Raw genomic sequence first — 24,192 nt, 5'->3', positions numbered from 1 at the left:
TGTCGCGCACTATGCTAGAGGGCCGGCAAGTCGAACGATCAGTGCCGCGCGAAGGTCATACGGCAGGACCCTGCGCCACGTTGTGCGCACCATGGCTAAAGCCACCACTGCAGTCCCGAGATGGAGTGAAGACGACATGAAAATCCTGATGGTTTTAACGTCCCACGATCAATTGGGTAACACCGGCAAGAAAACCGGGTTCTGGCTGGAAGAATTCGCCGCCCCGTATTTCGCCTTCAAGGACGCGGGGGCTCAGTTGACCCTGGCCTCGCCCAAGGGCGGGCAGCCACCGCTGGACCCGAAGAGCGATGAGCCCGATGCGCAAACCGAAGCCACCGAGCGCTTTCGCAAGGACGCCGCAGCACAATCGGCGTTGGCATCGACAGTCGTCCTCAGCTCGGTGAAGGCCGACGATTACGACGCCATCTTCTACCCCGGCGGCCATGGGCCGTTGTGGGACCTGGCCGAAGACAAGCATTCAATCGCGTTGATCGAAGCCTTTTACAAGGCAGGCAAACCGGTCGCGGCTGTGTGTCATGCACCGGGTGTCTTGCGCCATGCCAAAGGCGCCGATGGCCAGCCACTGGTCAAAGGCAAGAAGGTGACGGGGTTTACCAACAGCGAAGAAGAAGCGGTGCAACTGACCCACGTCGTGCCGTTTCTGGTGGAGGACGAACTCAAGGCCAAGGGCGGGATTTATTCAAAGGGACCTGACTGGGCCAGCTATGTGCTGACCGATGGTCTGTTGCTGACCGGGCAGAATCCGGCGTCTTCGCAAGCGGCTGCCGAAGCCTTGTTGGCAAAATTGAAGTAGATACTGCTTTTGTCGGAGCACGGCTTGCCAGTGATGGCGCAGGCGAAATCGCTATCGCTGGCAAGCCAGGCTCCCACAGTCCCGTGTGTTAGAGAGTGCTCAACACGGCGAAACACTGCTCTATCGAGCGCCGCTGCGTCTCGGCGTACAACCCCAGCTCATCAATCGTCGGACGGCCCAGGGCCTGCTCGAACGCTTGCTGGTTGGAATGCACCCCGTAGTGGGTTTGCGCCGCATCACCCAGGTTTGACTGAAATATCCCCGCCGCACTGACCGGCAGGAAATCTTCGTACACCAAGGGTTCAACCTGCAGATAGCCACCGCTGACCAGATCTTCCAGCGTCAAGGTGTTCAGCCCCTTCGCGGCCAGGCCTTTTTCCGTCACGAAATAGCGAAAGTACGCCAGGTCCTGTTGGCGCATGCCTTCGTACGTGTCGGGAAACTCACTGAAATGCTGCACCATCAGCGCGTTGTAGCGAGCAGCGTTGGCTTCGTTGGGGAAATCCTTGAGCTCATCGCGCGCCGCATTGAGCAAGCGGTCGTACAACGCCCGTCCTTTAGGCGTGAGGGCCGCGCCGCGTTGTTCTATTTCACCGAAACGGGCGCTGTGGCTGCCCCGGGCCTCGGCCTGATCGGTGAATGCGATCGGCTCGTCGAGTGCCTTGAAACTGGTCTGGCGCAACAGGATCGGGCACTGGCGGCGGGGCGGGCCTTCGATCACGGCTTTGGGGGTGATGCCATGCGCCGGCATTTGCGCCTGGACGATATCGATGTCCAGGGTGCGCGGTGTCAGGTGATTGATGTGCGGGCCCTTGAAGGCCACCACATCGGCAATCAGGCGATGCTGGGCGCTGAGCTGGCGGTACTGCTCGGCAGTGACCGTGGCGCTGTGGTGCCAGCGGAAGGTTTCCAGCGCTTGTTCGACGAAGTCCCGGGCTTGCGGTTCGGTGAGGCCGCCCTGGCTTTCGGCTTGATCGATGAGGGCGAGGGCGGTGGGGGTGAAGATCGAGCGTTTGTCGAGCGTCGATTGGGCGAATGCCCGCAGCTCAAGGTCTTCGATCAACTCCAGGCGCAACAGCGAGGTGAATACCCGGAACGGGCTGACTTGCAGTGCCTCTTCATGCACGGCACGAAACGCGGTGGAATGCACCGGCACCCCGGCCGGCGTCAGGTCGTAATAACCCACCGGTTGCATGCCCATGACCGCGAACAGACGGGCGAGGGTCGCCAGTTCTGCCGCCGTCCCGACACGGATCGCGCCGTGGCGCTCCAGGTCCAGGCGCTCGATTTCGCCGGTGCTTTGCAACTGCCGGGCCACTTGCGGATCGCTGTCCAGCACATGACGGTTGGTCTGCTCCACCAGTTCCATCAGCGCGCCGTACAGCGGCACCTCTTCGCGGTACATGTCGGACATCGCTTTGGAGAAGCGTTGGCGGATCAGGTCGGGGCTGACGAAGTTCGGGTGATTCATGAACACAATTCCTGGCGCGGTGACGTTGAGCAAAAGATCGCAGCCTTCAGCGTCGCCGACAAACGAAGTTTCTGACGAACTTCATTCTGCAAAGGACTGCATCCTCAGTGTAGTCGTTGATCCTGAGGGCTTTCCGAGCGCAGGGATGCCAAAAACTCCCGATACAGGCGCGCCGAACCGGAGGGCGCTTCGACCATGGGCATATGGCCGATGCCCTCCCAGACTTCCACCCGCAGATTGGCCAGGCCTTTGCTCCAGATGGCCACGCTGCTGACATCGATCAAGCGATCCTTGCGTCCCCACAGCAACAGCGCGGGTGCTTGAATGGCTGGAAGCTTGGGCTCCATCGGTGGGCTGGCGCGAAAGTCGCGGAAGATTTCCTCCAGTTCGTCACGTGCCTGTTCATAGCGATGGGCCATGGCGTCCAGCACCACGCGCGGCACCCAGGGCGGAGCCGCCATGGTCATGCCATAGAAGTATTTGAATTCTTCCCGGGAGTTGATCAGAAACGGGTTATGGCCCTTGGCCAAGTGCCGTTCCAGGTCACTGGGTTCGGGGGCGGTGACGCCCGCCGGGTCGAACAGGGCGACCGAGGCAATGCGGTCCGGATAGGTGGCCGCCAACCATGCCGCAATGTAGCCGCCCATCGAGTTGCCGATCACATGGACCTTGTCGACCCCACAGACATCGAGCAGCTGGATCATGCGCTTGGCCTGCAGCGGGATGTCATAGCCGCCGCCTTCCTTGAAGCCGGTTTCGCCATGGCCGGCGATGTCGGGAATGATCACCCGGTAGCTGCCGACAAAATGCCGGGCAAAACGCAGCCAGAGATTCTTGTCGGCACTGAAGCCGTGCAGCATCAAGACGTTGCTGGACGCCTCATAAGGGCCGCCTTGCCAGGTCGAGACGGTCATTTCGGATATGGGCACGACGATCTTGTGCAACTTGTACAGCTTGGCCTCGGTGGCCACGCTCAAGTCATAAAGCCAATAGCCGATGGCCGGGTAGCTCAACCAGCTCCAGGCGGCAAAGACCGCGATAGCGACAACCAGTAAAAGCATCAGGCGTCTTCCTTCTAACGGTTCAGGACAAAATGTGATCGGCGGGTTTCAGGGCTCGGGTCAGGCGATGGAAGCTGAAACTGAACCCCGGAAACATGGCAATCACATGACCGCTCTTGCTTTGATACCAACTGTGGCAGCCTCCTGACTTCCACACGGTGCGTTCCATTTCTCTATGGATCATTTCAGTGTAGGTACGTTCTGCCTCGGGGCGAACTTCGATGCTGCGCAAACCTCGTGATTTGAGGGTACGAATGCAGTCGAGGATGTAATTCATCTGCGATTCGATGATAAACAGCGCCGACGTATGGCCGATGCCGGTGTTTGGGCCGGTGACGATAAACAGGTTGGGAAAGTCCGGCAGGCTGGTGCCGAGGTACGCGCGCGGGAACCTGGCCCAGACATCTTTCAGGCGAGTGCCGTGTTTGCCGGTGACCGGGTAGGAGATCACCCCGTCGGTGGCGTCGTAGCCGGTGGACCAGACAATGAGGTCCAGGTCGATGTGCTGGCCGTCCTGCATGACGATGCCGGTTTCGTCGAGGGCGGCAATGCCTTGTTCGCGGCTGTGCAGCGTCACATTGCTGCGACCCAGTGCCGGGTACAGCGTGCTCGACAGGATCACCCGTTTGCAGCCGATGGTGTAGTCCGGCGTCAGTTTTCGCCGAAGTTCGGCGTCCGGCACTTGGCGCTTGATGAAGCGCAAGGCCTGGTGCTGGACCATGCGTATCGCCGGTTTGGAGTATTTGAAGGCAATCACCCGGGTTTCGAATTGCCAGTAAATCAGCCAGCGCAGCAGTTTGTAGGCCGGTTTCAGCCCGAGCAACCAGCGCTGGAAGCGGCCAAACGAGCGGTCAGCCCGGGGCAATACCCAGTGCGGCGTCCGCTGGAATACATGCAGGTGCGCGACATCCGGGGCCATTGCCGGAATCACCTGGGCCGCACTGGCGCCGCTGCCGACAATGGCCACGCGTTTTTGTCGGTAGTCGTAGGTGTGATCCCAGTTGTTGGTGTGAAAAGTCTTGCCCTGAAAGCGTTCCTGGCCTTCGAAGTGCGGCACCACAGGCTGGCTCAACGGCCCGGTGGCATTGATCAGGAACTGCGCGTAGAAGGTGCCCTTGGCGGCCGTGTGGACCGCCCAGCGTTTGTTTTCGTCGTCCCATTCGACGCGTTCGACATTGGCCTGCAGTTCAACCCGGTCGCGCAGGCCGAAGTGCTCCACGACATAGCGGGTGTAACGGTGCAGTTCGGCCTGTTCGGCGAACATCTGCGTCCAGCGGTAGGGCGCGAAGGACAGCGAGTAAAGCGGCGAGGGCACGTCGACCGCGGCGCCCGGGTAGGTGTTCTGGCACCAGGTGCCACCGAAAAAGTCCCGTCGCTCGAGCAGGCGAAAGTCGGTGATGCCGGCCTTGAGCAAATTGACCGCTGCACATTGACCGCCAAAGCCGCTACCAATGATCAACACCTGAAAGGTCTGCATGGGCCTCCTCTTTATCGTTTTTGCGTCAAGCCTGTCTTCATGTATAGCCAAACATTGAGCGTACGCCTGGCGGCTATGCCACGGTATTCAGCCCGCCCACCGGTGATGGCTATTTAACGTTGCCCTGTTAGACTTCGAGGCATACGCGCAACCCTGGAAGCATCAGGTACCGCTCTGTGGAGAGGTCCCAATGGGAAAGATGGGAGTGAAAGGGCTTTCACTGGCCAGGAGGCTCTACACGTCGCGCATGCTTGGCCTGGTGCTGGGGCTGTTATGCGTGAGTGTGGCGATGTACCCCCTGAACCCGGCACCCTGGGTCTGGGCACTGATGTTGTTCAACGGCCTGATCTGGCCGCACCTGGCCTATCAATGGGCGCGCCGGTCCCAGGCTCCTTATCACGCCGAACACCGTAACCTGCTGGTTGACGCCTTTCTGGGTGGCTTCTGGGTGGCGGCCATGCAGTTCAATCCGCTGCCCAGCGCGATCACCATTTCCATGATGGCCATGAACAACGTGGCGATCGGCGGCTTGCGTTTTCTATTGGCGGGCAGCGTTACGCAGATCCTCGGGATCGGTATCGGATGGCTGATTTTCAAACCGCTGTTCATTCCTGAAACCAGCCAGATTCAGCTTTACGCCTGCTTGCCCTTGATGTGTTTTTATCCGCTGGCGCTGGGCTGGATCTGCTTTCGCCAGGCCCATACCCTCGGACGGCAGAAACGTGAATTGCTGGCCCTGAGCCGAACCGACAGCCTGACCGGTCTGCTCAACCATGGTGCCTGGAAGGATCAGCTGGAAGTCGAGTTTCAGCGCTGCCAGCGCCAGCATCAGGGTGGGGCGATTGCGCTGATCGACATCGACCATTTCAAAAGCATCAATGACACTTACGGTCATGTCGCCGGTGACATCGTGTTACGGCAACTGAGCAAGATGCTCAAGCAGAACCTGCGGGCCACCGATGTTGCCGGGCGTTATGGCGGTGATGAGTTTTGCGTGATTCTTCCGGATCTGCCCTTGAACAATGCCGCGGCGGTCATGGAGGCGCTGCGTGATCGCTTTGCCACGTTGGGCTATGAGCAGAATCCGGCGCTGACCGTCAGCCTGAGCATCGGCCTGGCTGCGTTCAATCCCGCTCACAGTGACGCGACCTTATGGCTCAGCGATGCTGACCGGGCGTTGTACGAGGCCAAGACGACGGGGCGTAACCGGGTCATTTGCTGCGGTGATGGTCGGGCTGAGCATGAGCTGCTTGATTCGGTTTGATGTTCATTGAGGCAGCCTGCCTTGCTCCCCGATTCCTTGTAGGAATTGGCTTGTTGGGGCGTCGCATCGCAGCGATGGCGGCCTGAGAGCCGACCGGTGTTTTGTTGATTGAGTACATATCCGTTGCTGCGGTAACGGCGGCTTAGGGTTTCGCCCTTACGGCGAGGCACTTTTTTCAAACGCCAAAAAAGTACCCAAAAAGGCTCGCCCCGAGCGTCCGGCCCCTCGCTTAGGCTCGGCGTCCCTTCGCTGCGGTATCCATCCGGGGACACTGCCCTCCGGTCGGCTTCGCTTCGACCTACATGCAGCGTGTTCGACTGCGTCGAACGGCGCTGCGCGCCACTCCCCGGATGAACACCTCCACTCAGCCTCCCGAAGGGGCGGGTGGATCAAGATCAAGAGCTGCAGGCGAGCTAACGCTCGGCCTGATGAGTGGTGAAGAGCGGGTGGCGCGCGCTGCTGTGCTTTTCTGTGGGAGCGAGCCTGCTCGCGATAAATGTCCGGGCAACGCGGGCAATCAGACAGCCTGCGTCATCGTCGATGTCCATCGCGAGCAGGGGATGGGGTTTCACGCGATTAGCGTTTGCTCACCCTCACTCTTTAACGTGCATGAACTCTTCAGCCCAACGAATGTATTCCGCCGGCTGCGTATAGGTGTGTGTCAGTTCCGTCGCGCTCAGGTCGGCGGCCTGGGTGAAGATTTGGCGTTGCTCGCGCAGGCTGTCATAGGTGGCCTTGATCGCGGCGAAGTAGGCGCCGTGGCCGTCGATGACGACACGCACGCCCAGTTCGGCCAGGCGTTTGTCGTCGCGCAACAAAGGGTTTCCGTAGGTCACGAGCATCAGCGGTACGTTCAGGTGTTCGGCGATCTGTTCCAGGTGGTCGAAATCCTTCACGCCCACCATGCAGATGCCATCCGCGCCGGCAGCCTGGTATTGCTTGGTGCGGCTGATGATTTCCTGTACTGGCAGAATCCCTGCGTGGGTGCGGGCGATGATGGCCATTTCCGAGTCACACCGGGCTTCCAGTGCCGCGCGAATCTTGCCGACGCCTTCGGCAACGGTGATCAGGTCCGTGGACTTGCGGCCGAATTGCGCCGGCAGCAAGGTGTCTTCGATGGTCAGGGCCGCCACGCCGGCACGTTCGAGCTCGACGATGGTGCGCATGACATTGAGGGCGTTGCCGTAACCATGGTCGGCGTCGGCGATCACCGGCAATTGGGCGACACGGCCGATGCGGGTGGCCTGTTCGGCGAACTCGCTGAGGGTGATCAAGGCAAAATCGGGGGCGCCCAGTACCTGCAACGACGCGACCGAACCACCGAGAATGCCGACTTCAAATCCCAGGTCGGCCGCAATGCGCGCCGACATCGGGTCGAAGACCGACGCCGTGTGATAGCAGGTGTTGGAAGCGAACAGTTGGCGAAAGTTGCGGCGTAAATCTTGATGAGAAAGCCTGGACATATGAGTTCCACCAATGGAAATGGAAGGGCTTGAGCAAAAGTGTCAACGCCGAAGATGTAAAAGGCTATCACGCGGGGCAGTCGAGAATGATGACGAATTTGTCGGCGATGGCGGATGGGCGCTCAGTTGGTGGTGAGCCGGCAGGCACTTACGCTGCCACCGCCTGCGGCTGTTGCGGGTGCAAGGGGACGGCACGGACCGAGTCGCCGGGTTGCAGTTGCAGGCGCTTGGCGGTGAGGCGATCGACGATCAGGCGCTCGTCCACCAGGCGCGCCGGAGTGGCGGTGATGCGACAGTTTTCCAGGCGACGGTTGTGGATCAGCCACATCGGGGCCTGGTCGTCCAGGGGGGCGATGGCCAGCTCCAGTAACTGGCAGTCGCGCACCAGGCGAATGCTCGAAACGGCGGACTCGATCACCGGGCCAGCGTCGAAGATGTCGATGTAGCCCTTGTGGGCAAAACCTTCGGCGCTGAGGATCTTCAGCGCCGGCTCGGTTTTCGGATGAGGCTTGCCGATCACCGCCCGGGCCTGTTCGGTCAGCAGGCAGGTGTACAGCGGCTGGCGTGGCATCAGTTCAGCGATGAACGCCTTGTTGCCCAAACCCGACAAGTGATCGGCGTGCTTGAAGTCCATCTTGAAAAAGTGGCGGCCGACGCTGTCCCAGAAGGGTGAGCAGCCTTGTTCGTCGGCACGGCCGCGCAGTTCGGCGATCAGCTTGTCGCCGAACAGGTGTGGGAACTCGGCTACAAACAGCAAGCGTCCCAGGGACAGCAACCGGCCGTGTCTGCTCTGGCGTCGATCGGGCCGCAGGAACAGCGAGCGGAGTTCCGATTGACCGGTCATTTCATTGTTCAGGAACAAGGTCGGGATGTGTCGCTCGATACCCAGGTCCGGTGATGAACTGACCGTCAACCCGACCCGATAGTTGTACCAGGGTTCGCGCAGGCCCACGGCTCCGGTCAGGGCGCTGACGCCCAGCACCTGCTGGTCGTCGTCTTCGAGTACGAACAGGTAATCGGCGTCGGCGCGCTCGACTTGTTCGGCGAAGGTTCTTTGCGCCCAGCGCAAGCGATGGTTCAGGCGCTCTTCGCTGGCCGGCAGCGACGTCAATCCGCAATCGGTCTGCCGGATCAGTGCGAGCAAGGCGGGCAGGTCGGTCGGCTGGACCGGACGAACAATCATGCTGCAACTCCTTCTGCGGGCTTGCCGGGGCATCGTCGTTGGGCGCGACCATGGACAATGATCACAAGGCAATCAGCCGGATCAGGCTGCCTTCGTTCACCTTCAGGGCCGTGCACATCGCGGCATCGAGGGTCACCGGCTGCCCGGCGCTGTAGTCCAGTTCGGCGACGATGGCGCGGTAGTTTTCCAGCGAGTCATTGCTCACCAGATAGCGGCCACGGGCGTCGATGGGTGAGCCGGTCCGCACTTCAGCGATGTGGCTCTGCTCGATGGAGCGGATGCCACGGGTGCGTGCATGGAGCGTCGGGCCCCCGTCAAAGAGATCGACATAACTGTTGGTTTCGAAGCCTTCGCGCTCGAGAATATCGAAGGCCTCCTGGCCATCGGGATGGATTCGGCCGATGCAGTCTTGCGCGGCCTGGGGCAGCATCGGCACGTAGATCGGGTACTGCGGCATCAATTCGGCGAGAAACCCACGACTCTCAAGTCCGCAGAGTCGCTCGGCCTCGACATAGGGCAAATCGAAGAAGTGCTTGCCCACGGCATCCCAGAACGGTGAATGCCCGTCATCGCTGCTGAAACCGACGATTTCGGTGATGACCGCGTCGGCAAAGCGCGGCGCGTGGGCGGCGATGAACAGCAGTCGCGCCCGTGACAACAATTCGGAATAGGCCGTGCGCACCAGCTGCGGATCGATATGAAAGCCGCGTAGCAAGGTGTGGCCGTTGAGGTCGTGGCAGAGCGACAGTGCAGGCACGCCATGTTCGATGTTCAGCTCCCGCGAAGCGCTGTTGAAGTGGCGGTTGCGCAGGGTGTAGAACGGCTCACTGAACCCCGCGCTGGCAACAATTTCCGAGCAGCCCGCCAGACGCCGCGTCGTCGAGTCTTCCAGCACGAAGAAGTAATTCTCCGGGCCCGGGCTCTGGACGGTTTGCTCGAACGACGTGCAGGAATCGAGAATTTTATCGCGCAAGCGTTCGCTGTCGTCCGGCAGGGACGTGACGCCCACCAGGCTTTCGCGAGCCAGTCGCTGCAATTGGGGCAGGTCGGTTAACACCACTGGACGCAAGACCAGCATGGATGCACTCCTGTATCAAAAGGCCCGGCGGCTTGCACCGGACCTGACTATCGCTGTCGGTTTCCACGCATTGAATCGGCGGTTGCCTTGCCAGGTCCGCACTGATTTCAGTCGCTACTCGAGGTTGGCCGCGCGCGCTATCAATCCCGGGTCATTACGGCGGCAGGGATTGATCAGATTGCATGGGGTTTTGAGTGTGGACGGTGGGCTGTCCAGACGGGAATCGATGTTCGGGTCTTTGAAAGAAGGCATCCGGGCTCCTGCTGGATGGGGGATTAATAGTCCGTTGAAAGCAGTATTTATTTAAGGCGCACTGCATGTCTAGTTAATTTTCGAGGGGTTTTTCAACGCACGAAAACAGGGCGAAATGTCCGTACGGCGGTGGCTACATGGATGTCAGGACATCTTGTAGGGCATTGCCTATAAACAGGCCGGAGATGGCTTTTAATACGAAGTGAAAGGCCCACAAGGCAATCTTTCTTGCGGCACAATTGCACAACCACCGACGGCGAGGCGCCGTACTGACTTTCCATCGACAGAGTGAACCTTTGTGCAGGCGACCCGTTTGACCCTGATCTGCCACGCTCGAACCGTCGCACAGAAATTGGCGCGATTTCCCACGAACGAAGCCCTGGAAATGGATTGGCAATCGGCGCGGGGTTCTCGTGGTGCCCGATTCAAACATGCGCGACTGTTGTGCGGCCCGGAAGAGCGTACCCGGCAGACCGCCGAACTGTTCGGGAGCGCCGCAGACGTGGTCATGGCCCTGCGGGACTGCGATTTCGGGCGCTGGAGCGGTCAGCGAATCAACGATGTGCAAAAAAACGAAGGCGAACGGCTCCAGTCCTGGCTTGCCGACCCCGATTCGGCGCCTCACGGTGGTGAATCGGTGAGTCAAGTGACTGAACGCGTGGTGGCCTGGCTGGACACACTGCAGGCGACACCGGGTCAAGTGGTCGCGGTGACGCATCCGTTTGTCATCCGCGCCGCGCTGACGCATGTGCTGCAAGGTTCAGCGTTCAATCTGATAGATGTTGAGCCGCTGTCGACCGTCGAACTGAGGTTCCAGGGTTGCTGGCGACTTCGCCTGGCCGGAGCAGACCTCGAGGAAGGGTGTTGATGAAAAAGCTACTGGTCATCGGCATCGGTGCCGGCAATCCCGACTACATCACCATTCAGGCGGTGAAGGCGTTGAACACGGTCGACGTGTTTTTCCTGATGGACAAGGGCCGGAGCAAGGACACGCTGATCGACCTGCGCCGCGATATCTGCGAGCGCTACATCACGGATCGCCACTACCGCTTTGTCGAAGCCCGAAGCCCTGAACGCGATCGCGATGATGCGGACTACCGGGCCAGTGTCGATGACCTCAACCAGGCCAGGCAGCGGATCTTCGAACGGCTGATTAACGAGGAAATGACTGACGAGGAGTGTGCCGCTTTCCTGGTGTGGGGCGACCCGGCGTTGTACGACAGCACCCTGCGCATCCTGCAGGCGATTCTGACTTCAGGTGCCTGTACGTTCGAGTACGAGGTGATCCCGGGCATTACCAGCGTTCAGGCGTTGGCGGCGCAGCACAAGGTGGCGCTCAATCAGATTGGCCGCGCGGTTGAGATCACCACGGGTCGGCGCCTCGCCGCCGGGCAGGTGAGCGAGGCCGACAGCCTGGTGGTGATGCTCGATGCGCAGGACGCTTACCGTCAGGTGGCGGATCAGGAGACCGAGATTTACTGGGGCGCCTACCTGGGGACGCCGGATGAAATCCTGATCAGCGGCCGGCTCAAGGACGTGGCCGATGAAATCGAACGGGTGCGCAAGGCAGCACGCCTGGCCAATGGCTGGATTATGGATACCTATTTGTTGCGTAAGCCTTGAGCATTACCTTGTCTGTTCGGGCCGCTTCGTGGCCCGCAAGGCCACCTCAAGAAAGGGCCTTGACCCCGCGCCCAAAGCGCTCCCGATACACCGACGGCGGTACGCCGACCACGCTGCGAAACGCCACCCGGAAGCTTTCCACCGAACGATAACCACAGCGCAGGGCAATCTGCTCGGTGTTTTGATCGGTGCTTTCCAGCAGTTCGCGGGCGCGGCCCAGGCGCTCATGTTGCAGCCAGGCCTTGGGTGACTGGCCGCTGGCTTCGGTGAAGCGGCGCAGGAATGTCCGCTCGCTCATCGCCGCTTCGCTGGCCAGGTCACGCACTTCCAGCGGTTCATGCAGGCGCTCGCGTGCCCACTGCATGACGCGGGAAAGATCGCTGCGCGGTGCAGGACTGACCGGTGTCGGAATGAATTGCGCCTGGCCGCCAGTGCGTTGTGGCGACATCACCAGCCGCCGTGCCACCGAGTTGGCCACTTGCGTGCCGAAATCCCGGGCCACCAGATGCAGGCAAGCATCGATGCCGGCAGCGCTGCCGGCCGAGGTAATCAACTGGCCTGAGTCGACATACAGCACATCGGGGTCCACCCGAATGTTCGGGAAGCGTTCCGCCAGTTCCGTGGTGTAACGCCAGTGCGTGGTCGCACTGTGACCATCGAGTAACCCGGTGGCGGCCAGCACGAATACCCCGGAACAGATCGACAGCAACCGTGCGCCTCGGGCATGGGCCTGGCGCAGGGCGGCGAGCAATGCCTCGGGCACCGCTGCCTGGCGGTCGCGCCAGCCGGGAATGATGATGGTCCGGGCCTGTTCGAGCAGTTCCAGGCCGCCGTCGGCCAGCACCTGAATGCCACCCATGGCGCGCATCGGGCCCTGATCGACAGCGGCGATGCTGTGCTCGTACCAGGGGAATTCGAACTCCGGCCGCGCCAGGCCGAAGATTTCGATGGCGATGCCGAACTCGAATGTACAGAGGCCGTCGTAGGCCAGAATGGCGACCAATTCAGGGCTGGGTTGCATTTGGCGGAAAATTCCCGGTGAGTGTCTTGTGCGCCACTTTAGCGAGAATGGGCCGGCGGATAAAGTCTGCTCACACCCAACGACACTTAGGAGTACTGACCATGACCAGCCTGGTTCGCGAAATTCCCGCCGCCCCTTCGGCCATTGCCCTGATGCACTTCAGCAATCGCCTGACGTTCGAAACCGATTGTTCCGACGTCCACGGCAGTCAGGCCGCTGGCGAAGTTGATTTCACGCTGTTGGACGTGCGCGGGCCGCTGGCGTTCGAGCGCGGGCATGTACCCGGAGCGATCAATATTCCAGGGCGCTTGCTCAGTGCTGAAGGCCTGGCGGCTTACCCGAAAAACACCCTGTTCGTGGTCTATTGCGCCGGCCCTCACTGCAACGGCGCGAACAAGGCGGCGGTGAAACTGGCGGCGCTGGGGTATCCGGTCAAGGAGATGATCGGTGGTGTGACCGGGTGGCTGGATGAGGGGTTTGAATTGAGCGTCACAGTGCAACGTCCAGCCAAAGCGACGATAGGGTGTGAATGCTGATCAACTGTGGCGAGGGAGCTTGCTCCCGCTGGGCCGCGAAGCGGCCCCAAATCAGTCGACTCAATTCTTTTGACGATCGCGTACTCAGGTTCACCGGTTCAGCGTGTGCCTGAAGACGCCTCCCACCACCCATCCAGCGTCCCCTGCAACCACTCGAACACGGTCGCATGGGCGGCGCTGTCCTGCTGACCCCGCGGCAATGGCGATTCATCCGCAAAATGCTCATTCAGAACCGCCACCGATTCGGCATTCCACTCCGGATGAAACTGCAGGCCCACCCGCGTCGGTCCGATGCGGTACATCTGCTGCTCACACTGTTCGCTGCTGGCCAGCAACTGCGCATTCGCCGGCAGGTCGATGGCGTCTTCGTGCCACTCCAACACGTTCAGGCTCCGGCCATCGACGAAGTGCACGGTGGTCCATCCGGTCTCGGTACGCTCCATGCGCCGCACATTCCCGCCCAGGCTCAACGCCAGCAATTGGGCGCCCAGGCAAATGGCGAACACCGCCGCGCCTTGATTCAGGCTGGCTGCCAGCCACTGCCGTTCGGCCGACAGCCATGCCGGACCGGCGTTGGACTCGAAAGGCCCGCCCAGCAAAATCAGCGGCGCGGCGCTCACGGGCGGCAGTTGACCCAGGTCGGCGCGAAAAACGTTCAGCGTCACACCACGGGATTCGGCCCACAGGGCGATAGCGCCGGGACCTTCGGCGGGATGGTGCTGGATCAGATTCAAGGAAGGCATCACGCATCTCTTCAGGGGCGGGTGGGCGGCCAATGTGCCGTAAAAAGTGCTGGGTCGCCAGCGCGACTCTTGGGTCGGAAAACAACCAAATTCTTGTAGGCTTTTTCCGAATTAGCGGATTATCTGACAGTCTTTGCACCGCGATGGCGCACACCACAATGGCCTTCTTTCCTGTGGCCACTTTTCTGTAAGTATTTGTCGCTTCAGCACAATTTGCCCTCCTGAAGCCACTCTAGACTGCCGGCCACTTCGGTCTTTACCAGCCAAAAGCTACCGACCGAAAGCTGATAATCGAAAGCTGCCAATAAAAGCCTCCGCACACAGGAGTTATAAATGAAGAAGCTAGTGATGTTCGGTGCCCTGGCACTGTCGATGCTGTCCCTGACCGCCGTGGCCGAAGACGCCAAGCCGATCCGTATCGGTATCGAAGCCGGCTACCCACCGTTCTCGATGAAAACCCCGGACGGCAAACTGACCGGTTTTGACGTGGACATCGGCGACGCCCTGTGCGAACAGATGAAAGTGAAGTGCACCTGGGTCGAGCAAGAGTTCGACGGCCTGATCCCGGCACTGAAGGTCAAGAAAATCGACGCCATCCTGTCGTCCATGACCATCACCGACGACCGCAAGAAGAACGTCGATTTCACCATCAAGTACTACCACACCCCGGCGCGCTTCGTGATGAAGGAAGGCACCGATGTGAAGGACCCGCTGACCGAACTCAAAGGCAAGAAAGTCGGTGTGCTGCGCGCCAGTACCCACGACCGCTTTGCCACTGAAGTGCTGGTACCGGCCGGAATCGACCTGGTTCGCTACGGTTCCCAGCAGGAAGCCAACCTGGACATGGTGTCGGGACGCATTGACGCGCTGCTGGCCGACTCGGTCAACCTGGACGACGGTTTCCTGAAAACCGACGCCGGTAAAGGTTTCGCGTTCGTAGGCCCTGAGTACAACGATCCGAAATACTTCGGTGGCGGCGCCGGTATTGCCGTGCGCAAGGGCGATAAGGAACTGGCGGACAAGTTCAACACCGCTATCACCGAAATCCGCGCCAACGGCAAGTACAAGCAAGTGCAGGACAAGTACTTCAAGTTTGACGTTTACGGCAAGGAATAACCGAGCCGTTCCAGGAAAATGGCAGCCGTTGACGCGGCTGCCATTTTTTTATGATTTGCAATCAGGCCGCGGTCTCTTGTGGGAGCGAGCTTGCTCGCGAAGGCGTTGTGTCAGGCAACATCAATGTTGAATGTGCCGACCTCTTCGCGAGCAAGCTCGGTCCCACAAGGGATCTTGGTGCCGCTGATATCGGAGCGCCCCATGCAACGCATCAACCACTCTCTGCCCTGGAGCCATCTGGGAACGGAACGCACCCTCAGCGTGTTCCGTTATGGCGCGGGTACTCGCAAGGTCTACATCCAGGCCAGCCTGCATGCCGACGAGCTGCCGGGCATGCGTACCGCCTGGGAACTGAAAAAGCGCCTGACCGAGCTGGAAAGCCAGGGCCAGTTGCAAGGTGTGATCGAACTGGTGCCGGTGGCCAACCCCATTGGTCTGGATCAGCACCTGCAAGGTAGCCACATGGGCCGCTTCGAGCTGGGCAGCGGCAAGAACTTCAACCGTTCGTTCGTCGAGCTCAGCGCACCGGTGGCGCAGTTGATCGGTGATCGCCTGGGCAGCGATGCCGAGGCCAACATCGCGCTGATTCGCCAGACCATGGGGCAGGTGCTCGACAGTCTGCCAAGCCCGACTTCGCAGCTGGAAGCCATGCATCGCCTGTTGCTGCGCCATGCTTGCGACGCGGATATCACCCTGGACCTGCATTGCGACTTCGACGCGGCGATTCACATTTACGCCCTGCCGCAACACTGGCCACAGTGGCAATCCCTGGCCGCGCGCCTGAAGGCCGGCGTCGCGTTGCTGTGTGAAGACTCTGGTGGCAGCTCGTTCGACGAGTCGTGTTCCTCGCCGTGGTTGCGTCTGGCCAGGGCGTTCCCCGAGGCGGCCATTCCACCGGCCAACCTGGCGACCACGCTGGAGCTGGGCAGCATGGGCGACACTCGCGTCGATCAGGCCCAAGCCAATTGCGAGGCTATTCTCGGCTTCCTCGCCGAACAGGGCTTCATCAAGGGCACCTGGCCAGCGGCGCCGGCGCAATGCTGTGAAGGCATGCCGTTCGAAGGCACTGAATACCTGTTCGCGCCGCATCACGGTGTGGTCAGCTTCCTGCGCGATGCCGGTGAGTGGGTGGAGAAGGGCGACGCGCTGTTTGAAGTGGTCGACCCGCTGAACGACAAGGTCACCACCGTTCGCGCCGGCACCAGCGGCATGTTGTTCGCCATCGACCGCGGACGTTACACCCAACCGGGTACCTGGCAGGCGAAAGTCGCCGGGCGCGATCCGATTCGGGCGGGCAAGCTGATCAACGACTGAGCCGATTCACCTCGGCAGGCGCTGGCTTGCCAGTGATGGGGTCGTTGAGATCGCCATCGCTGGCCAGCCAACGCTTTTACAGGGGAGTGCGTAGCCGGGAAGAGATGTTAGGCTCTGTCCCGAATCCTGCGCACTGTGAAGGAAGGTCCATGTTGAGATTTCTTGCTCTGCTCACGCTGCTGGCGTCCGCCGCTGTCCACGCTCAAACCCCGTTGCACACCGATCTGCCGCTCAAGTACCTGGAGCAGGCCAGCATCGACTCCCGCGATCAGCCCCTGGTGATTTTCCTCCACGGTTACGGCAGTAACGAGCAGGATCTGTTCGGCATCAAGGACGACTTGCCCGCGCAATACACCTACCTGTCGGTCCGTGCGCCGATGGTGATGGAAGAGGGCAGTTACCAGTGGTTTCGCAAGAAGGGCGAGGGTGCCTATAACGGCGAAACCGATGATCTGAAGTCCAGCGCTCAATTGCTCCTGGACTTCATCGCCCAGGCGGCGACGAAATATCACACCGGGCCTGACAAGGTGTTTCTGGTGGGGTTCAGCCAGGGGGCGATCATGTCTTATGAGGTCGGCCTGCGCCACCCCGACGCAGTGGGCGGGATCGCGGCGTTGAGCGGGCGGATTCTGCCGGTGCTCGAGTCCGAGCTTCAACCCGATGAAAAACGCCAGTCGCTGGCGATTTTCATCGGGCATGGCACGGCGGATAAACGTCTGCCGTTCAGTGACGGCACCGACGCCGAGCGCCTGCTCAAGAGCGTGTCACTCGAACCCGAGTTTCATGCCTACCAAGGGGTTGGCCACAACATCAGCGCCGACGAGGTGCAGGACTTGAGTGCCTGGTTGCAGCGGCTCAATCCGTGATGCTTATTTGCCGCTGACGATCTGCTTGATCAGGTTTTCGTGGGCAGCCATGTCGCCGGGACGGGAAATCACCTGGACCACGGTCATGTGACTGCCGGACGCTGCCATCAACGTCGTATTGAGGGTCTGACCACCACCCTGGGTGGCGGTGCTGTCGACCTGGCGCAAGCCCAGCCCGTTACTTTTCAGGGTCAGGCTTTTTTCACTGAGTTTGTTGTAATCCGGCAGGGCCTTGCGTTGGGCAGCGTCGAAGTCGGCCACGGTGCCGTCGAGAAATGCGCCGTCGTTGTCCTTGACCTGGACGCCTTCCGGCAGGCTGTTTTCAGCAGCGATCACCACGGTCTTGGTGGTTTCGTTGCTGTACATGGTGCCGCTCGCGCCGGTGGGACTGGTCGGCAGCGGGTTGGCGATGAAGCCCTTGGGCAGGGTGAAGGTGAACTTGCCGCCGAGCATCGAGACTTTCTGCGTCGGTGCCGTCTCCTTGGCAGTGGCCTTGGCGGCCTGCGCATTCAAAGCCCCCAGACTGGCCGCCGCTGCCAGCAACAGAACAACGGCTTTTTTACTCAACAGTGACATTCGGAATCTCCAGGGATGGTCGCGCGATGGGGCGGCGATCATCCCATGGAGGTTATGGCGGGTTCCAGTGCGGACTAACGGACGGTCAGGGATGCACCTTTGGCGAAGGAACTTGCTTACGTGGGCGGCCCCTGCATTTTTCCAGTTGCACCGCACTGGCAGGTTGGCGACGGCTGCGCCGCCGAACGGGGGCAAGCCCCCTCGCCACAAGGTCTGGCGCAGTCAAGCCTCCCGGCGCACCGGATAGCTTTTGATCACCTCCAGAAACTCGATCCGACGCTCCCCGGCCAGCAACTCCGGCAGCAGTTTTTCATACGCCTGACGGTAGGGCTTGCTCAGGTGGCGAGTGATGAAGTCTTCCTTGCTGCAATTCCAGGTTTCGTAGAGCACCAGGGTGTTCGGGTCGTCCTGGAGCTGGTGCACCCAGGTGTTGACGAAATCCGGCTCGGCCGACATCTGGTGCACGACGTCCAGCAGGCGTTCCCTGGTTTCGGCGAATCGTTCCGGTTTGGCGGGCAGGTAAACGATAAACGCGACTTGATCACTCATTTCATCACCTTCGAACGTCGGGAGCGGGTTATTGAGCCTGGTTCTGCGGGAACAGGTTGCGGCGGGTTTCCTCGTCGAATTCCGCTTTCAGCACCAGTTGCCCTTTCAGGCCGTGAGCACGCTGGGCTGCGGGGCGGGCGCTGATTTCATCGAACAGGCGCTTGACGTTCGGGTAGGCTGCCAGGCCGTTTTCGCCCAGGATGTACGGCGCGTAATTGGCCCAGCCCCAGAGTGCCATGTCGGCGATGCTGTAGGTGTCGCCGGCCAGGTACGGGTGATTGGCCAGGCGCTGGTCGAGCACGCGGTAGTGACGCTCGACTTCCTTGAGGTAGCGGTTTTTCGCGTAAGGCAGGTCTTCCGGTGCGTGGTGCAGAAAGTGCACGGCCTGGCCGGAGAACGGCGACAGGCCGGTGGCGATGAACATCAGCCACGACAGCAGTTCGGCATTACCGGCAGCGGTGGTGGGCAGGAAGCGCTGATGTTTTTGCGCCAGGTGCAGCAGGATCGCTTGCGAGTCGAAAACCGTGGCGTCGCCATCGACCAGAGCCGGTACCTTGGCGTTCGGGTTGATCGCCAAAAAGTCTGCCAGATGTTGCTCGCCCTTGAAGGTATCGACGCCGATCAACTCATAAGGCGTTTGCAGTTCTTCGAGCAGCAGGGCGACTTTCATCGGGTTGGGCGAAGGGTGGAAAAAGAATTTCATGGTGTAGGCCTCAGTCAGTGGTGGGTTGTGAACTGAGGCTGATGTTGGATGAAACCCGTTCGAATGACGTACGAGGTTGTTGCTCTAGTCGTGCGAAACCATCGAAGGTGTTGCAGGGGCTTTGCCGAGGGGTTGCGACGTGGCGATCACCGCGCCAGCAATGATCAGTAAGGCGGGGATCATCAGGATCGGGCTGGCATGGCTGCGCCCGACCAGAATCAGCAGCACGGTGGAAATCAGCGGCGCCAGGTAAGACAGCGCCCCCAGCGTGGCCAGACTGCCGTGTTTGGTCGCGTGGTCCCAGGCAAAGAACGCCAGCCCCGCCGGCCCCAGGCCGAGGACGATAATGGCTGTCCATTGGCTCGCATTCGGCCAAATAGTGGTTTCCAGCACCCAATGGCAAACCAGCCCCGCTGCTGCGGACATGCCGCAGATGCCGCCGATGGTGCTGCTCGGCACTTCGCTGAATCGCCGATTGAACACGGAGTATCCGGCCCAGATTACTGCACAGCCGAACGCCGCCAGGTAGCCGGCGAAGGGCGTGGCGGCGGACGTCTCCGTGCCGCGTTGTTGCATGATGAAGGCCGTGCCGGCCAGGCCCAGCACCGCGCCGAGCACCTGTCGCTTGTGCAGTTTTTCTCCGGCGGCGAACGCCGAGAGCAGCACCAGCAACAGTGGCCACAGGTAGTTGATCAGACTGGCTTCGGCCGCTGGCGCGGATTTGAGCGCGAAAAAATACAGCGCGTGATAAACGAAAATGCCGACAAAGCCCGTCGCCCATACAGCCCAGGGTTGGCGCCAGCTCCTGAAACCACTGAGGCCCCGACGGCCGAGAATCATCAGGCTCGCGGCAAAGGCCACGCCGAAACTCAGTGTCAGCAGTTCAAAGGGGGGGATGCCTTCGGTGAGGGTGGTCAACAACGCCAGGCAGGACCAGAGGAAGATCGCAATCACGCCGACCGCTGTGGCAGCGTGAGCAGTACGGACGCGAGACGTGGTCATGTCTGTTCCTTCAGGTCGTTGAACGGGCGACTTCCTTGCCCGATGACCAGATGCAGCTTAGCGCTTGATCGCGGTTCGTCCAGCCTCCGCCGCCATCGGGCCGACGGGCCGCGCCAGCAAGCGTTTGGTCACCCCCAGCATCGCCACCGATACCGCCACTCCAAGGGTGAATGCGTGCATCCCGAGTTCAGGCAATGCCAGCGCCAGGACCAGGCAAAAGGCCGAGAACGAATACATCCCGGTTGCCGTCGCCCGCAGCAGGGCGGCGGTAAACGCCGGGCCACGGGTTTGCTGGGAAAACACCGCCATCACGCTGCCCAGCACCGGGAACACGGCGAGCAGGCCGCTCCAGCGATCGCCCACGGTGCTGGCGAGCAAGGTGACCGCAAGAGTCAGCAAGGCGCCGGCCATCATGCGCAGCAGCAGTTTGTCGGACTTCGGTGCCGGGCCTGACACGATCGGCTGTACCGACGGGAACAGGTAGGGCGCGGCCAGCAGTGCCGTTGCGGCGGCGATCAATGACAATGGCAGCGACGGCGGGATCAACGACAGCAGCACCGCCACCGTGGCCCACACCAGCAGCGAAGCCCCTAGCGCCAGCGGCCATCCCGTGCGTTGGGCAACCTGTGCGTAGGTCACACAGAAGGCGATCATTGCGAACATCGCAGACAGGGCCGCCGTGGCCGATTGCGCAGCGAAGGCGACCCCTTGTTCGATGGCGAGGAAGAACAGAATCGGCCCGACCACCACCGGCAATCCGGACAGCCAACCGGCCACGCTCGGCCCCCAGCGTTTACCAGCCAGGGAAATGAGCAGCAGGAATCCCGGAATGACCAGCAGTTTGAGCATCAGCACACGCACATCTCCAATCTGTTTCAGGCGGCAACGTTAGCATTGCGAACAGTGGATTGCTCTATAGAGTTAGAGTTCTTGTATACAACTTTCCATCTGACCCCCTCACACCCCTGTAGGAGTTGGCTTGCCAGCGAAAGCTTTACCCTCATCAACACCCTAATCGGATGCAGCCACTTCATCGCCAACTACCCGACTTGGGGTGGGAGTTGTTTGTGCTGATCAGCGGGGCGAACGCCTGGTTGATCCTGCAGTTTCTGGGGTGAGTGACAGCAAGGTTGTGCCGACAGTGAACAAAGGTTCTATGGTCCTAGCGATGAACCCTCACACGTTGTCGCGGTGAAACGCCTCGACCATGTAGTCAATGAACACCCGCGTCTTGGCCGGCATCAGCGTCCGGCTCGGGTAATACAGTGAAAGCGCCCCCGCATCGGCATGCCAGTCCGGCAGCACGCGCACCAGTTCGCCGCGCTGAATAGGCGCTTGTACGTCGGGCAGGATCAGCAGGGTGACGCCCAGGCCAAGAATTGCCGCTTCGCGCATGGCCGCCGGGTCATTGAGCACGATGTTCTCGTTCAGGCTGGCTGTGGCTGCATTGCCGGCGCCATCTTGCATGAGCCATTGGCGAATGCGTCCGGTGCGGCTGCCGCGCATCACGATGCCATTGAGTCGTGACAACTCCGAAGGGTGGGTCGGCAGGGGTTGCCCTGCCAGGTACGCAGGGGAGGCCACGGCCACAATATCCGCCATTGCGAGTTTCCTTGACACGACCCCTGGCGTTAGCTCGAAGGCCCCACCGATGGCGGCGTCATAGCCTTCAGCGATCAAGTCCACCTGGCGATTTTCGAAGTGCCATTCGGGGCGGATTAATGGGTAACGCGCGAGAAAGGCCGGGAGCAATGGCAACACATGGCTGATGCCAAACGTCGGCGGCAGGCTCACCTTGAGCACGCCGGCGGGTTCGCCACGGTCGCTGCTCACGGCGCTGATCGCCGTTTGCAGTGCCTCCAGATTACCGCCGATGTCGGCCAGAAAACGTTCGCCGGCTTGCGTGAGGGACAATTTGCGCGTCGAGCGCTGAAACAGCCGTACGCCGATGTTGCGCTCGAGTATTGCCACATTGCGGCTGACCGCCGCAGGCGTCAGTGCGAGCAACCGCGCGGCGGCGGAAAAGCTCCCCGTTTCGGCGCTGCGCACAAAGGATTCAAGGTTGGCAAGGGTTTCCATGGGGCGATACCTGATAGCAATGCTTGAAGATCATTCAATTTATTACCGGCTAATCAAGCGCTAATGGCAAGTGCAGTATTCACTCCAACCACAACCCCTCGGAGTGAAAAACCATGAGCACCATCGGAATCATCGGCGCCGGCGCAATCGGCGCAGCGTTTGCCAGAGCACTGTCGCGTCAAGGCATCGAACTGGTCATCGCCAACAGTCGCGGCCCTGAAAGCCTGGCGTCACTGGTGGCAGAACTCGGACCGACCGCTCGCGCCGGCACCCGTGAAGAGGCGGCCGCCCAGCCTATCGTGCTGGTAGCAGTGAACTGGTCGAAATTGCCTGCCGCGCTGGCGGGTCTGCCGGCGTTTGACGGGCGGATCGTGATCGATGCCAACAACTCGATAGAGGCACCAACGTTCAAGGCAATAGATCTGCAAGGCCGTATGTCCAGCGAAGTGTTCGCCGAGTGGGTGCCCGGTGCGCGGGTGGTCAAGGCTTTCAATCACCTGGCGGCGGGATTGCTTGAGCGTGATCCGGCAGCGGAGGGCGGACGGCGAGTGCTGTTTGTCTCGGGTGACGATGCCGACGCCAAAGCGCAGGTGGTGGACTTGATCGAGCGAGTGGGGTTCTTCGGGATCGATCTGGGGACGCTGAGTGTTGGGGCCAGGCTGGCGCAGTTTCCGGGCGGACCTTTGCCGATCTTGAACCTGGTCAGATTTGCCTGAAAACCGGGCAAAAAGAACCCGGTGTGACCTGAGTCACACCGGGTGTTTTACCAGGCTGCGGCGGTTCTTCGTGGGTCCCCGCGCAGCCTGTTGAACGCTTTACGCCCGTTCGATCGCCAGAGCCACGCCCTGACCACCACCGATGCACAGGGTGGCGAGGCCTTTCTTGGCGTCACGCTTGATCATTTCGTGCAGCAGCGTCACCAGTACCCGGCAACCCGACGCACCGATCGGGTGGCCCAGGGCGATGGCACCGCCGTTGACGTTGACCTTGTTCAAGTCCCATTCCAGGTCCTTGGCCACTGCCAGGGATTGCGCGGCGAAGGCTTCGTTGGCTTCGATCAGGTCAAGCTGGTCGATGGACCAGCCGGCCTTGTCCAGGCAACGACGGGTCGCCGACACCGGGCCGATGCCCATGATCGCCGGGTCCACGCCAGCATTGGCGTAGGCCGCGATTTTCGCCAGCACCGGCAGGCCCAGGGCCTTGGCTTTTTCGGCGCTCATCAGGATCACGGCGGCGGCGCCGTCGTTGAGCGACGACGCGTTACCGGCAGTCACCGAACCGTCCTTTTTGAAGGCGGGTTTGAGCTTGCCCAGGGATTCGGCGGTGGTGCCGGCCCGTGGCTGCTCATCGGTGGCGAAGGACAGCGGATCGCCCTTGCGCTGCGGAATCAGGATCGGCGTGATCTCATCGACAAAACGTCCGCCTTCGATGGCGGCCGTGGCTTTTTGCTGAGAGGCGGCGGCGAAGGCGTCTTGCTGCTCGCGGGTCAGGCTGTACTTCTCGGCCAGGTTTTCGGCGGTGATGCCCATGTGGTAATCGTTGAACGCATCCCACAGACCGTCACTGATCATGGTGTCGACGAGCTGCGCGTTACCCATGCGCAGGCCGGTGCGAGCGCCGGGCATGACGTAGTTGGACAGGCTCATGTTTTCCTGGCCGCCAGCGATGATCACCTCGGCGTCGCCGCAACGGATGGCCTGGGCGCCCAGATGCAGGGCCTTGAGGCCGGAGCCGCAGACCTTGTTCAGGGTCATGGCTGGCACGGCGAAGGGCAGGCCGGCCTTGATCGACGCCTGGCGCGCAGGGTTTTGCCCGGCGCCGGCGGTCAACACCTGGCCCATGATCACTTCATCGACTTCGGCAGGGTCCAGACCGGTTTGCGCCAGCAACTGACGGATCACCGCCGCGCCCAGGTCAACGGCGGAGACGTTTGCCAGGGAACCCTGGAAACTGCCGATGGCGGTGCGTGTGGCGGCAACAATGACGACTTCTTGCATGGAA

The 24,192-nt window shown here is 61.1% G+C and carries 24 protein-coding genes; 9 read left to right on the top strand and 15 right to left on the bottom strand.

From position 1 onward, the window contains the following. Positions 1–136: 136 nt before the first annotated feature. Positions 137–814, top strand: a complete 678-nt coding sequence (locus F7R06_RS12665) for a type 1 glutamine amidotransferase domain-containing protein (RefSeq protein WP_090319340.1) — start codon at positions 137–139, stop codon at positions 812–814. Between the two features lie 88 nt (positions 815–902). On the opposite strand, the gene hglS is transcribed toward F7R06_RS12665, so the two are convergent. The 3 genes from hglS to F7R06_RS12650 form a co-directional block, all read right to left on the bottom strand. Further along, entirely contained in the window at positions 903–2,285 is a 1,383-nt protein-coding gene (hglS, locus tag F7R06_RS12660; protein ID WP_090319343.1) for a 2-oxoadipate dioxygenase/decarboxylase HglS, read from the bottom strand. A gap of 104 nt (positions 2,286–2,389) precedes the next feature. Further along, on the bottom strand, positions 2,390–3,346 hold the full coding sequence (locus tag F7R06_RS12655) for an alpha/beta fold hydrolase (RefSeq protein ID WP_090319346.1): 957 nt from the start codon (positions 3,344–3,346) through the stop codon (positions 2,390–2,392). A 22-nt stretch (positions 3,347–3,368) separates the two neighbouring features. Continuing rightward, a complete protein-coding gene (locus F7R06_RS12650; RefSeq protein WP_090319348.1) occupies positions 3,369–4,823 on the bottom strand; it encodes a flavin-containing monooxygenase in 1,455 nt (484 codons plus the stop codon). 190 nt (positions 4,824–5,013) lie between these two features. Between F7R06_RS12650 and F7R06_RS12645 the strand changes: the two genes are divergently transcribed. Further along, positions 5,014–6,087 (top strand): diguanylate cyclase, encoded by a 1,074-nt coding sequence (locus tag F7R06_RS12645; RefSeq protein ID WP_090319351.1) that lies wholly within the window; start codon positions 5,014–5,016, stop codon positions 6,085–6,087. A gap of 593 nt (positions 6,088–6,680) precedes the next feature. Here F7R06_RS12645 and F7R06_RS12640 read toward each other — a convergent pair. The 3 genes from F7R06_RS12640 to F7R06_RS12630 form a co-directional block, all read right to left on the bottom strand. After that, positions 6,681–7,550, bottom strand: coding sequence for an isocitrate lyase/PEP mutase family protein (locus F7R06_RS12640; RefSeq protein WP_090319354.1), 870 nt, complete (start codon positions 7,548–7,550; stop codon positions 6,681–6,683). Positions 7,551–7,698: 148 nt separating this feature from the next. After that, positions 7,699–8,733, bottom strand: a complete 1,035-nt coding sequence (gene astA, locus F7R06_RS12635) for an arginine N-succinyltransferase (RefSeq protein WP_090319358.1) — start codon at positions 8,731–8,733, stop codon at positions 7,699–7,701. Between the two features lie 61 nt (positions 8,734–8,794). Further along, positions 8,795–9,811: an arginine N-succinyltransferase gene (locus F7R06_RS12630; protein ID WP_090319361.1), complete on the bottom strand. Its 1,017-nt coding sequence runs from the start codon at positions 9,809–9,811 to the stop codon at positions 8,795–8,797. Positions 9,812–10,361: 550 nt separating this feature from the next. Between F7R06_RS12630 and F7R06_RS12625 the strand changes: the two genes are divergently transcribed. Beyond that, positions 10,362–10,931, top strand: coding sequence for a histidine phosphatase family protein (locus F7R06_RS12625; protein ID WP_090319364.1), 570 nt, complete (start codon positions 10,362–10,364; stop codon positions 10,929–10,931). Then, positions 10,931–11,686, top strand: coding sequence for a precorrin-6A synthase (deacetylating) (gene cobF, locus F7R06_RS12620; RefSeq protein WP_090319368.1), 756 nt, complete (start codon positions 10,931–10,933; stop codon positions 11,684–11,686). Before F7R06_RS12625 ends, cobF begins: the two co-directional genes overlap by 1 nt. Before the next feature lie 46 nt (positions 11,687–11,732). On the opposite strand, the gene ftrA is transcribed toward cobF, so the two are convergent. Further along, positions 11,733–12,707 (bottom strand): transcriptional regulator FtrA, encoded by a 975-nt coding sequence (gene ftrA / locus F7R06_RS12615; RefSeq protein WP_090319371.1) that lies wholly within the window; start codon positions 12,705–12,707, stop codon positions 11,733–11,735. A 101-nt stretch (positions 12,708–12,808) separates the two neighbouring features. Between ftrA and F7R06_RS12610 the strand changes: the two genes are divergently transcribed. After that, positions 12,809–13,243, top strand: coding sequence for a rhodanese-like domain-containing protein (locus tag F7R06_RS12610; protein WP_090319374.1), 435 nt, complete (start codon positions 12,809–12,811; stop codon positions 13,241–13,243). Between the two features lie 98 nt (positions 13,244–13,341). Here F7R06_RS12610 and F7R06_RS12605 read toward each other — a convergent pair whose 3' ends face one another. Beyond that, positions 13,342–13,986 (bottom strand): type 1 glutamine amidotransferase, encoded by a 645-nt coding sequence (locus F7R06_RS12605; RefSeq protein ID WP_090319376.1) that lies wholly within the window; start codon positions 13,984–13,986, stop codon positions 13,342–13,344. Positions 13,987–14,319: 333 nt separating this feature from the next. Here F7R06_RS12605 and F7R06_RS12600 point away from each other — a divergent pair, with 333 nt between their 5' ends. The 3 genes from F7R06_RS12600 to F7R06_RS12585 all read left to right on the top strand — a co-directional run bounded on the left by F7R06_RS12600 (position 14,320) and on the right by F7R06_RS12585 (position 17,282). Continuing rightward, the gene (locus F7R06_RS12600; RefSeq protein ID WP_090319378.1) at positions 14,320–15,102 is read left to right on the top strand and encodes an ABC transporter substrate-binding protein; all 783 of its coding nucleotides are present in this window, start codon (positions 14,320–14,322) and stop codon (positions 15,100–15,102) included. 201 nt (positions 15,103–15,303) lie between these two features. Beyond that, positions 15,304–16,416: a succinylglutamate desuccinylase/aspartoacylase family protein gene (locus F7R06_RS12590; protein WP_090319381.1), complete on the top strand. Its 1,113-nt coding sequence runs from the start codon at positions 15,304–15,306 to the stop codon at positions 16,414–16,416. 149 nt (positions 16,417–16,565) lie between these two features. Beyond that, positions 16,566–17,282 (top strand): alpha/beta hydrolase, encoded by a 717-nt coding sequence (locus tag F7R06_RS12585; protein WP_090319384.1) that lies wholly within the window; start codon positions 16,566–16,568, stop codon positions 17,280–17,282. A gap of 3 nt (positions 17,283–17,285) precedes the next feature. Here the strand turns inward: F7R06_RS12585 and F7R06_RS12580 are convergent, their stop codons facing one another. The 6 genes from F7R06_RS12580 to F7R06_RS12555 form a co-directional block, all read right to left on the bottom strand. Beyond that, the gene (locus F7R06_RS12580; protein ID WP_090319387.1) at positions 17,286–17,858 is read right to left on the bottom strand and encodes a DcrB/PsbP domain-containing protein; all 573 of its coding nucleotides are present in this window, start codon (positions 17,856–17,858) and stop codon (positions 17,286–17,288) included. A gap of 222 nt (positions 17,859–18,080) precedes the next feature. Next, positions 18,081–18,407 (bottom strand): putative quinol monooxygenase, encoded by a 327-nt coding sequence (locus F7R06_RS12575; RefSeq protein WP_090319390.1) that lies wholly within the window; start codon positions 18,405–18,407, stop codon positions 18,081–18,083. A 28-nt stretch (positions 18,408–18,435) separates the two neighbouring features. Further along, on the bottom strand, positions 18,436–19,110 hold the full coding sequence (locus tag F7R06_RS12570; protein ID WP_090319393.1) for a glutathione S-transferase family protein: 675 nt from the start codon (positions 19,108–19,110) through the stop codon (positions 18,436–18,438). 84 nt (positions 19,111–19,194) lie between these two features. Next, a complete protein-coding gene (yddG, locus tag F7R06_RS12565; protein WP_090319396.1) occupies positions 19,195–20,112 on the bottom strand; it encodes an aromatic amino acid exporter YddG in 918 nt (305 codons plus the stop codon). 57 nt (positions 20,113–20,169) lie between these two features. After that, the gene (locus F7R06_RS12560; RefSeq protein ID WP_090319398.1) at positions 20,170–20,967 is read right to left on the bottom strand and encodes a hypothetical protein; all 798 of its coding nucleotides are present in this window, start codon (positions 20,965–20,967) and stop codon (positions 20,170–20,172) included. Positions 20,968–21,288: 321 nt separating this feature from the next. Then, on the bottom strand, positions 21,289–22,191 hold the full coding sequence (locus F7R06_RS12555; protein ID WP_090319400.1) for a LysR family transcriptional regulator: 903 nt from the start codon (positions 22,189–22,191) through the stop codon (positions 21,289–21,291). A 113-nt stretch (positions 22,192–22,304) separates the two neighbouring features. Here F7R06_RS12555 and F7R06_RS12550 point away from each other — a divergent pair, with 113 nt between their 5' ends. Further along, on the top strand, positions 22,305–22,907 hold the full coding sequence (locus tag F7R06_RS12550; RefSeq protein ID WP_090319402.1) for an NADPH-dependent F420 reductase: 603 nt from the start codon (positions 22,305–22,307) through the stop codon (positions 22,905–22,907). A gap of 99 nt (positions 22,908–23,006) precedes the next feature. Here the strand turns inward: F7R06_RS12550 and F7R06_RS12545 are convergent, their stop codons facing one another. Beyond that, positions 23,007–24,188 carry an acetyl-CoA C-acetyltransferase gene (locus F7R06_RS12545; protein WP_090319405.1) on the bottom strand — a complete coding sequence of 394 codons (1,182 nt, stop codon included), beginning with the start codon at positions 24,186–24,188 and terminating at the stop codon, positions 23,007–23,009. Positions 24,189–24,192: the final 4 nt, after the last annotated feature.

The organism is Pseudomonas moorei (assembly GCF_008801475.1).
GTDB classification, from domain to species: domain Bacteria; phylum Pseudomonadota; class Gammaproteobacteria; order Pseudomonadales; family Pseudomonadaceae; genus Aquipseudomonas; species Aquipseudomonas moorei.
Note: the sequence above shows the minus strand (reverse complement) of the source record. Positions and strands in the feature narration are given on the sequence as shown.

Excerpts from the sequence above, each read along its gene's own strand:
- F7R06_RS12640 (WP_090319354.1), bottom strand. The coding sequence starts at position 7,550 with ATGTCCAGGCTTTCTCATCAAGATTTACGCCGCAACTTTCGCCAACTG.
- F7R06_RS12650 (WP_090319348.1), bottom strand. The coding sequence starts at position 4,823 with ATGCAGACCTTTCAGGTGTTGATCATTGGTAGCGGCTTTGGCGGTCAA.
- F7R06_RS12570 (WP_090319393.1), bottom strand. The coding sequence starts at position 19,110 with ATGAAATTCTTTTTCCACCCTTCGCCCAACCCGATGAAAGTCGCCCTG.
- F7R06_RS12555 (WP_090319400.1), bottom strand. The coding sequence starts at position 22,191 with ATGGAAACCCTTGCCAACCTTGAATCCTTTGTGCGCAGCGCCGAAACG.
- astA (WP_090319358.1), bottom strand. The coding sequence starts at position 8,733 with ATGATTGTTCGTCCGGTCCAGCCGACCGACCTGCCCGCCTTGCTCGCA.
- F7R06_RS12605 (WP_090319376.1), bottom strand. The coding sequence starts at position 13,986 with ATGCCTTCCTTGAATCTGATCCAGCACCATCCCGCCGAAGGTCCCGGC.
- F7R06_RS12575 (WP_090319390.1), bottom strand. The coding sequence starts at position 18,407 with ATGAGTGATCAAGTCGCGTTTATCGTTTACCTGCCCGCCAAACCGGAA.
- F7R06_RS12585 (WP_090319384.1), top strand. The coding sequence starts at position 16,566 with ATGTTGAGATTTCTTGCTCTGCTCACGCTGCTGGCGTCCGCCGCTGTC.
- F7R06_RS12655 (WP_090319346.1), bottom strand. The coding sequence starts at position 3,346 with ATGCTTTTACTGGTTGTCGCTATCGCGGTCTTTGCCGCCTGGAGCTGG.
- F7R06_RS12630 (WP_090319361.1), bottom strand. The coding sequence starts at position 9,811 with ATGCTGGTCTTGCGTCCAGTGGTGTTAACCGACCTGCCCCAATTGCAG.
- F7R06_RS12645 (WP_090319351.1), top strand. The coding sequence starts at position 5,014 with ATGGGAAAGATGGGAGTGAAAGGGCTTTCACTGGCCAGGAGGCTCTAC.
- F7R06_RS12610 (WP_090319374.1), top strand. The coding sequence starts at position 12,809 with ATGACCAGCCTGGTTCGCGAAATTCCCGCCGCCCCTTCGGCCATTGCC.
- yddG (WP_090319396.1), bottom strand. The coding sequence starts at position 20,112 with ATGACCACGTCTCGCGTCCGTACTGCTCACGCTGCCACAGCGGTCGGC.
- F7R06_RS12600 (WP_090319378.1), top strand. The coding sequence starts at position 14,320 with ATGAAGAAGCTAGTGATGTTCGGTGCCCTGGCACTGTCGATGCTGTCC.
- F7R06_RS12550 (WP_090319402.1), top strand. The coding sequence starts at position 22,305 with ATGAGCACCATCGGAATCATCGGCGCCGGCGCAATCGGCGCAGCGTTT.
- F7R06_RS12665 (WP_090319340.1), top strand. The coding sequence starts at position 137 with ATGAAAATCCTGATGGTTTTAACGTCCCACGATCAATTGGGTAACACC.
- F7R06_RS12580 (WP_090319387.1), bottom strand. The coding sequence starts at position 17,858 with ATGTCACTGTTGAGTAAAAAAGCCGTTGTTCTGTTGCTGGCAGCGGCG.
- hglS (WP_090319343.1), bottom strand. The coding sequence starts at position 2,285 with ATGAATCACCCGAACTTCGTCAGCCCCGACCTGATCCGCCAACGCTTC.
- ftrA (WP_090319371.1), bottom strand. The coding sequence starts at position 12,707 with ATGCAACCCAGCCCTGAATTGGTCGCCATTCTGGCCTACGACGGCCTC.
- F7R06_RS12590 (WP_090319381.1), top strand. The coding sequence starts at position 15,304 with ATGCAACGCATCAACCACTCTCTGCCCTGGAGCCATCTGGGAACGGAA.
- cobF (WP_090319368.1), top strand. The coding sequence starts at position 10,931 with ATGAAAAAGCTACTGGTCATCGGCATCGGTGCCGGCAATCCCGACTAC.
- F7R06_RS12545 (WP_090319405.1), bottom strand. The coding sequence starts at position 24,188 with ATGCAAGAAGTCGTCATTGTTGCCGCCACACGCACCGCCATCGGCAGT.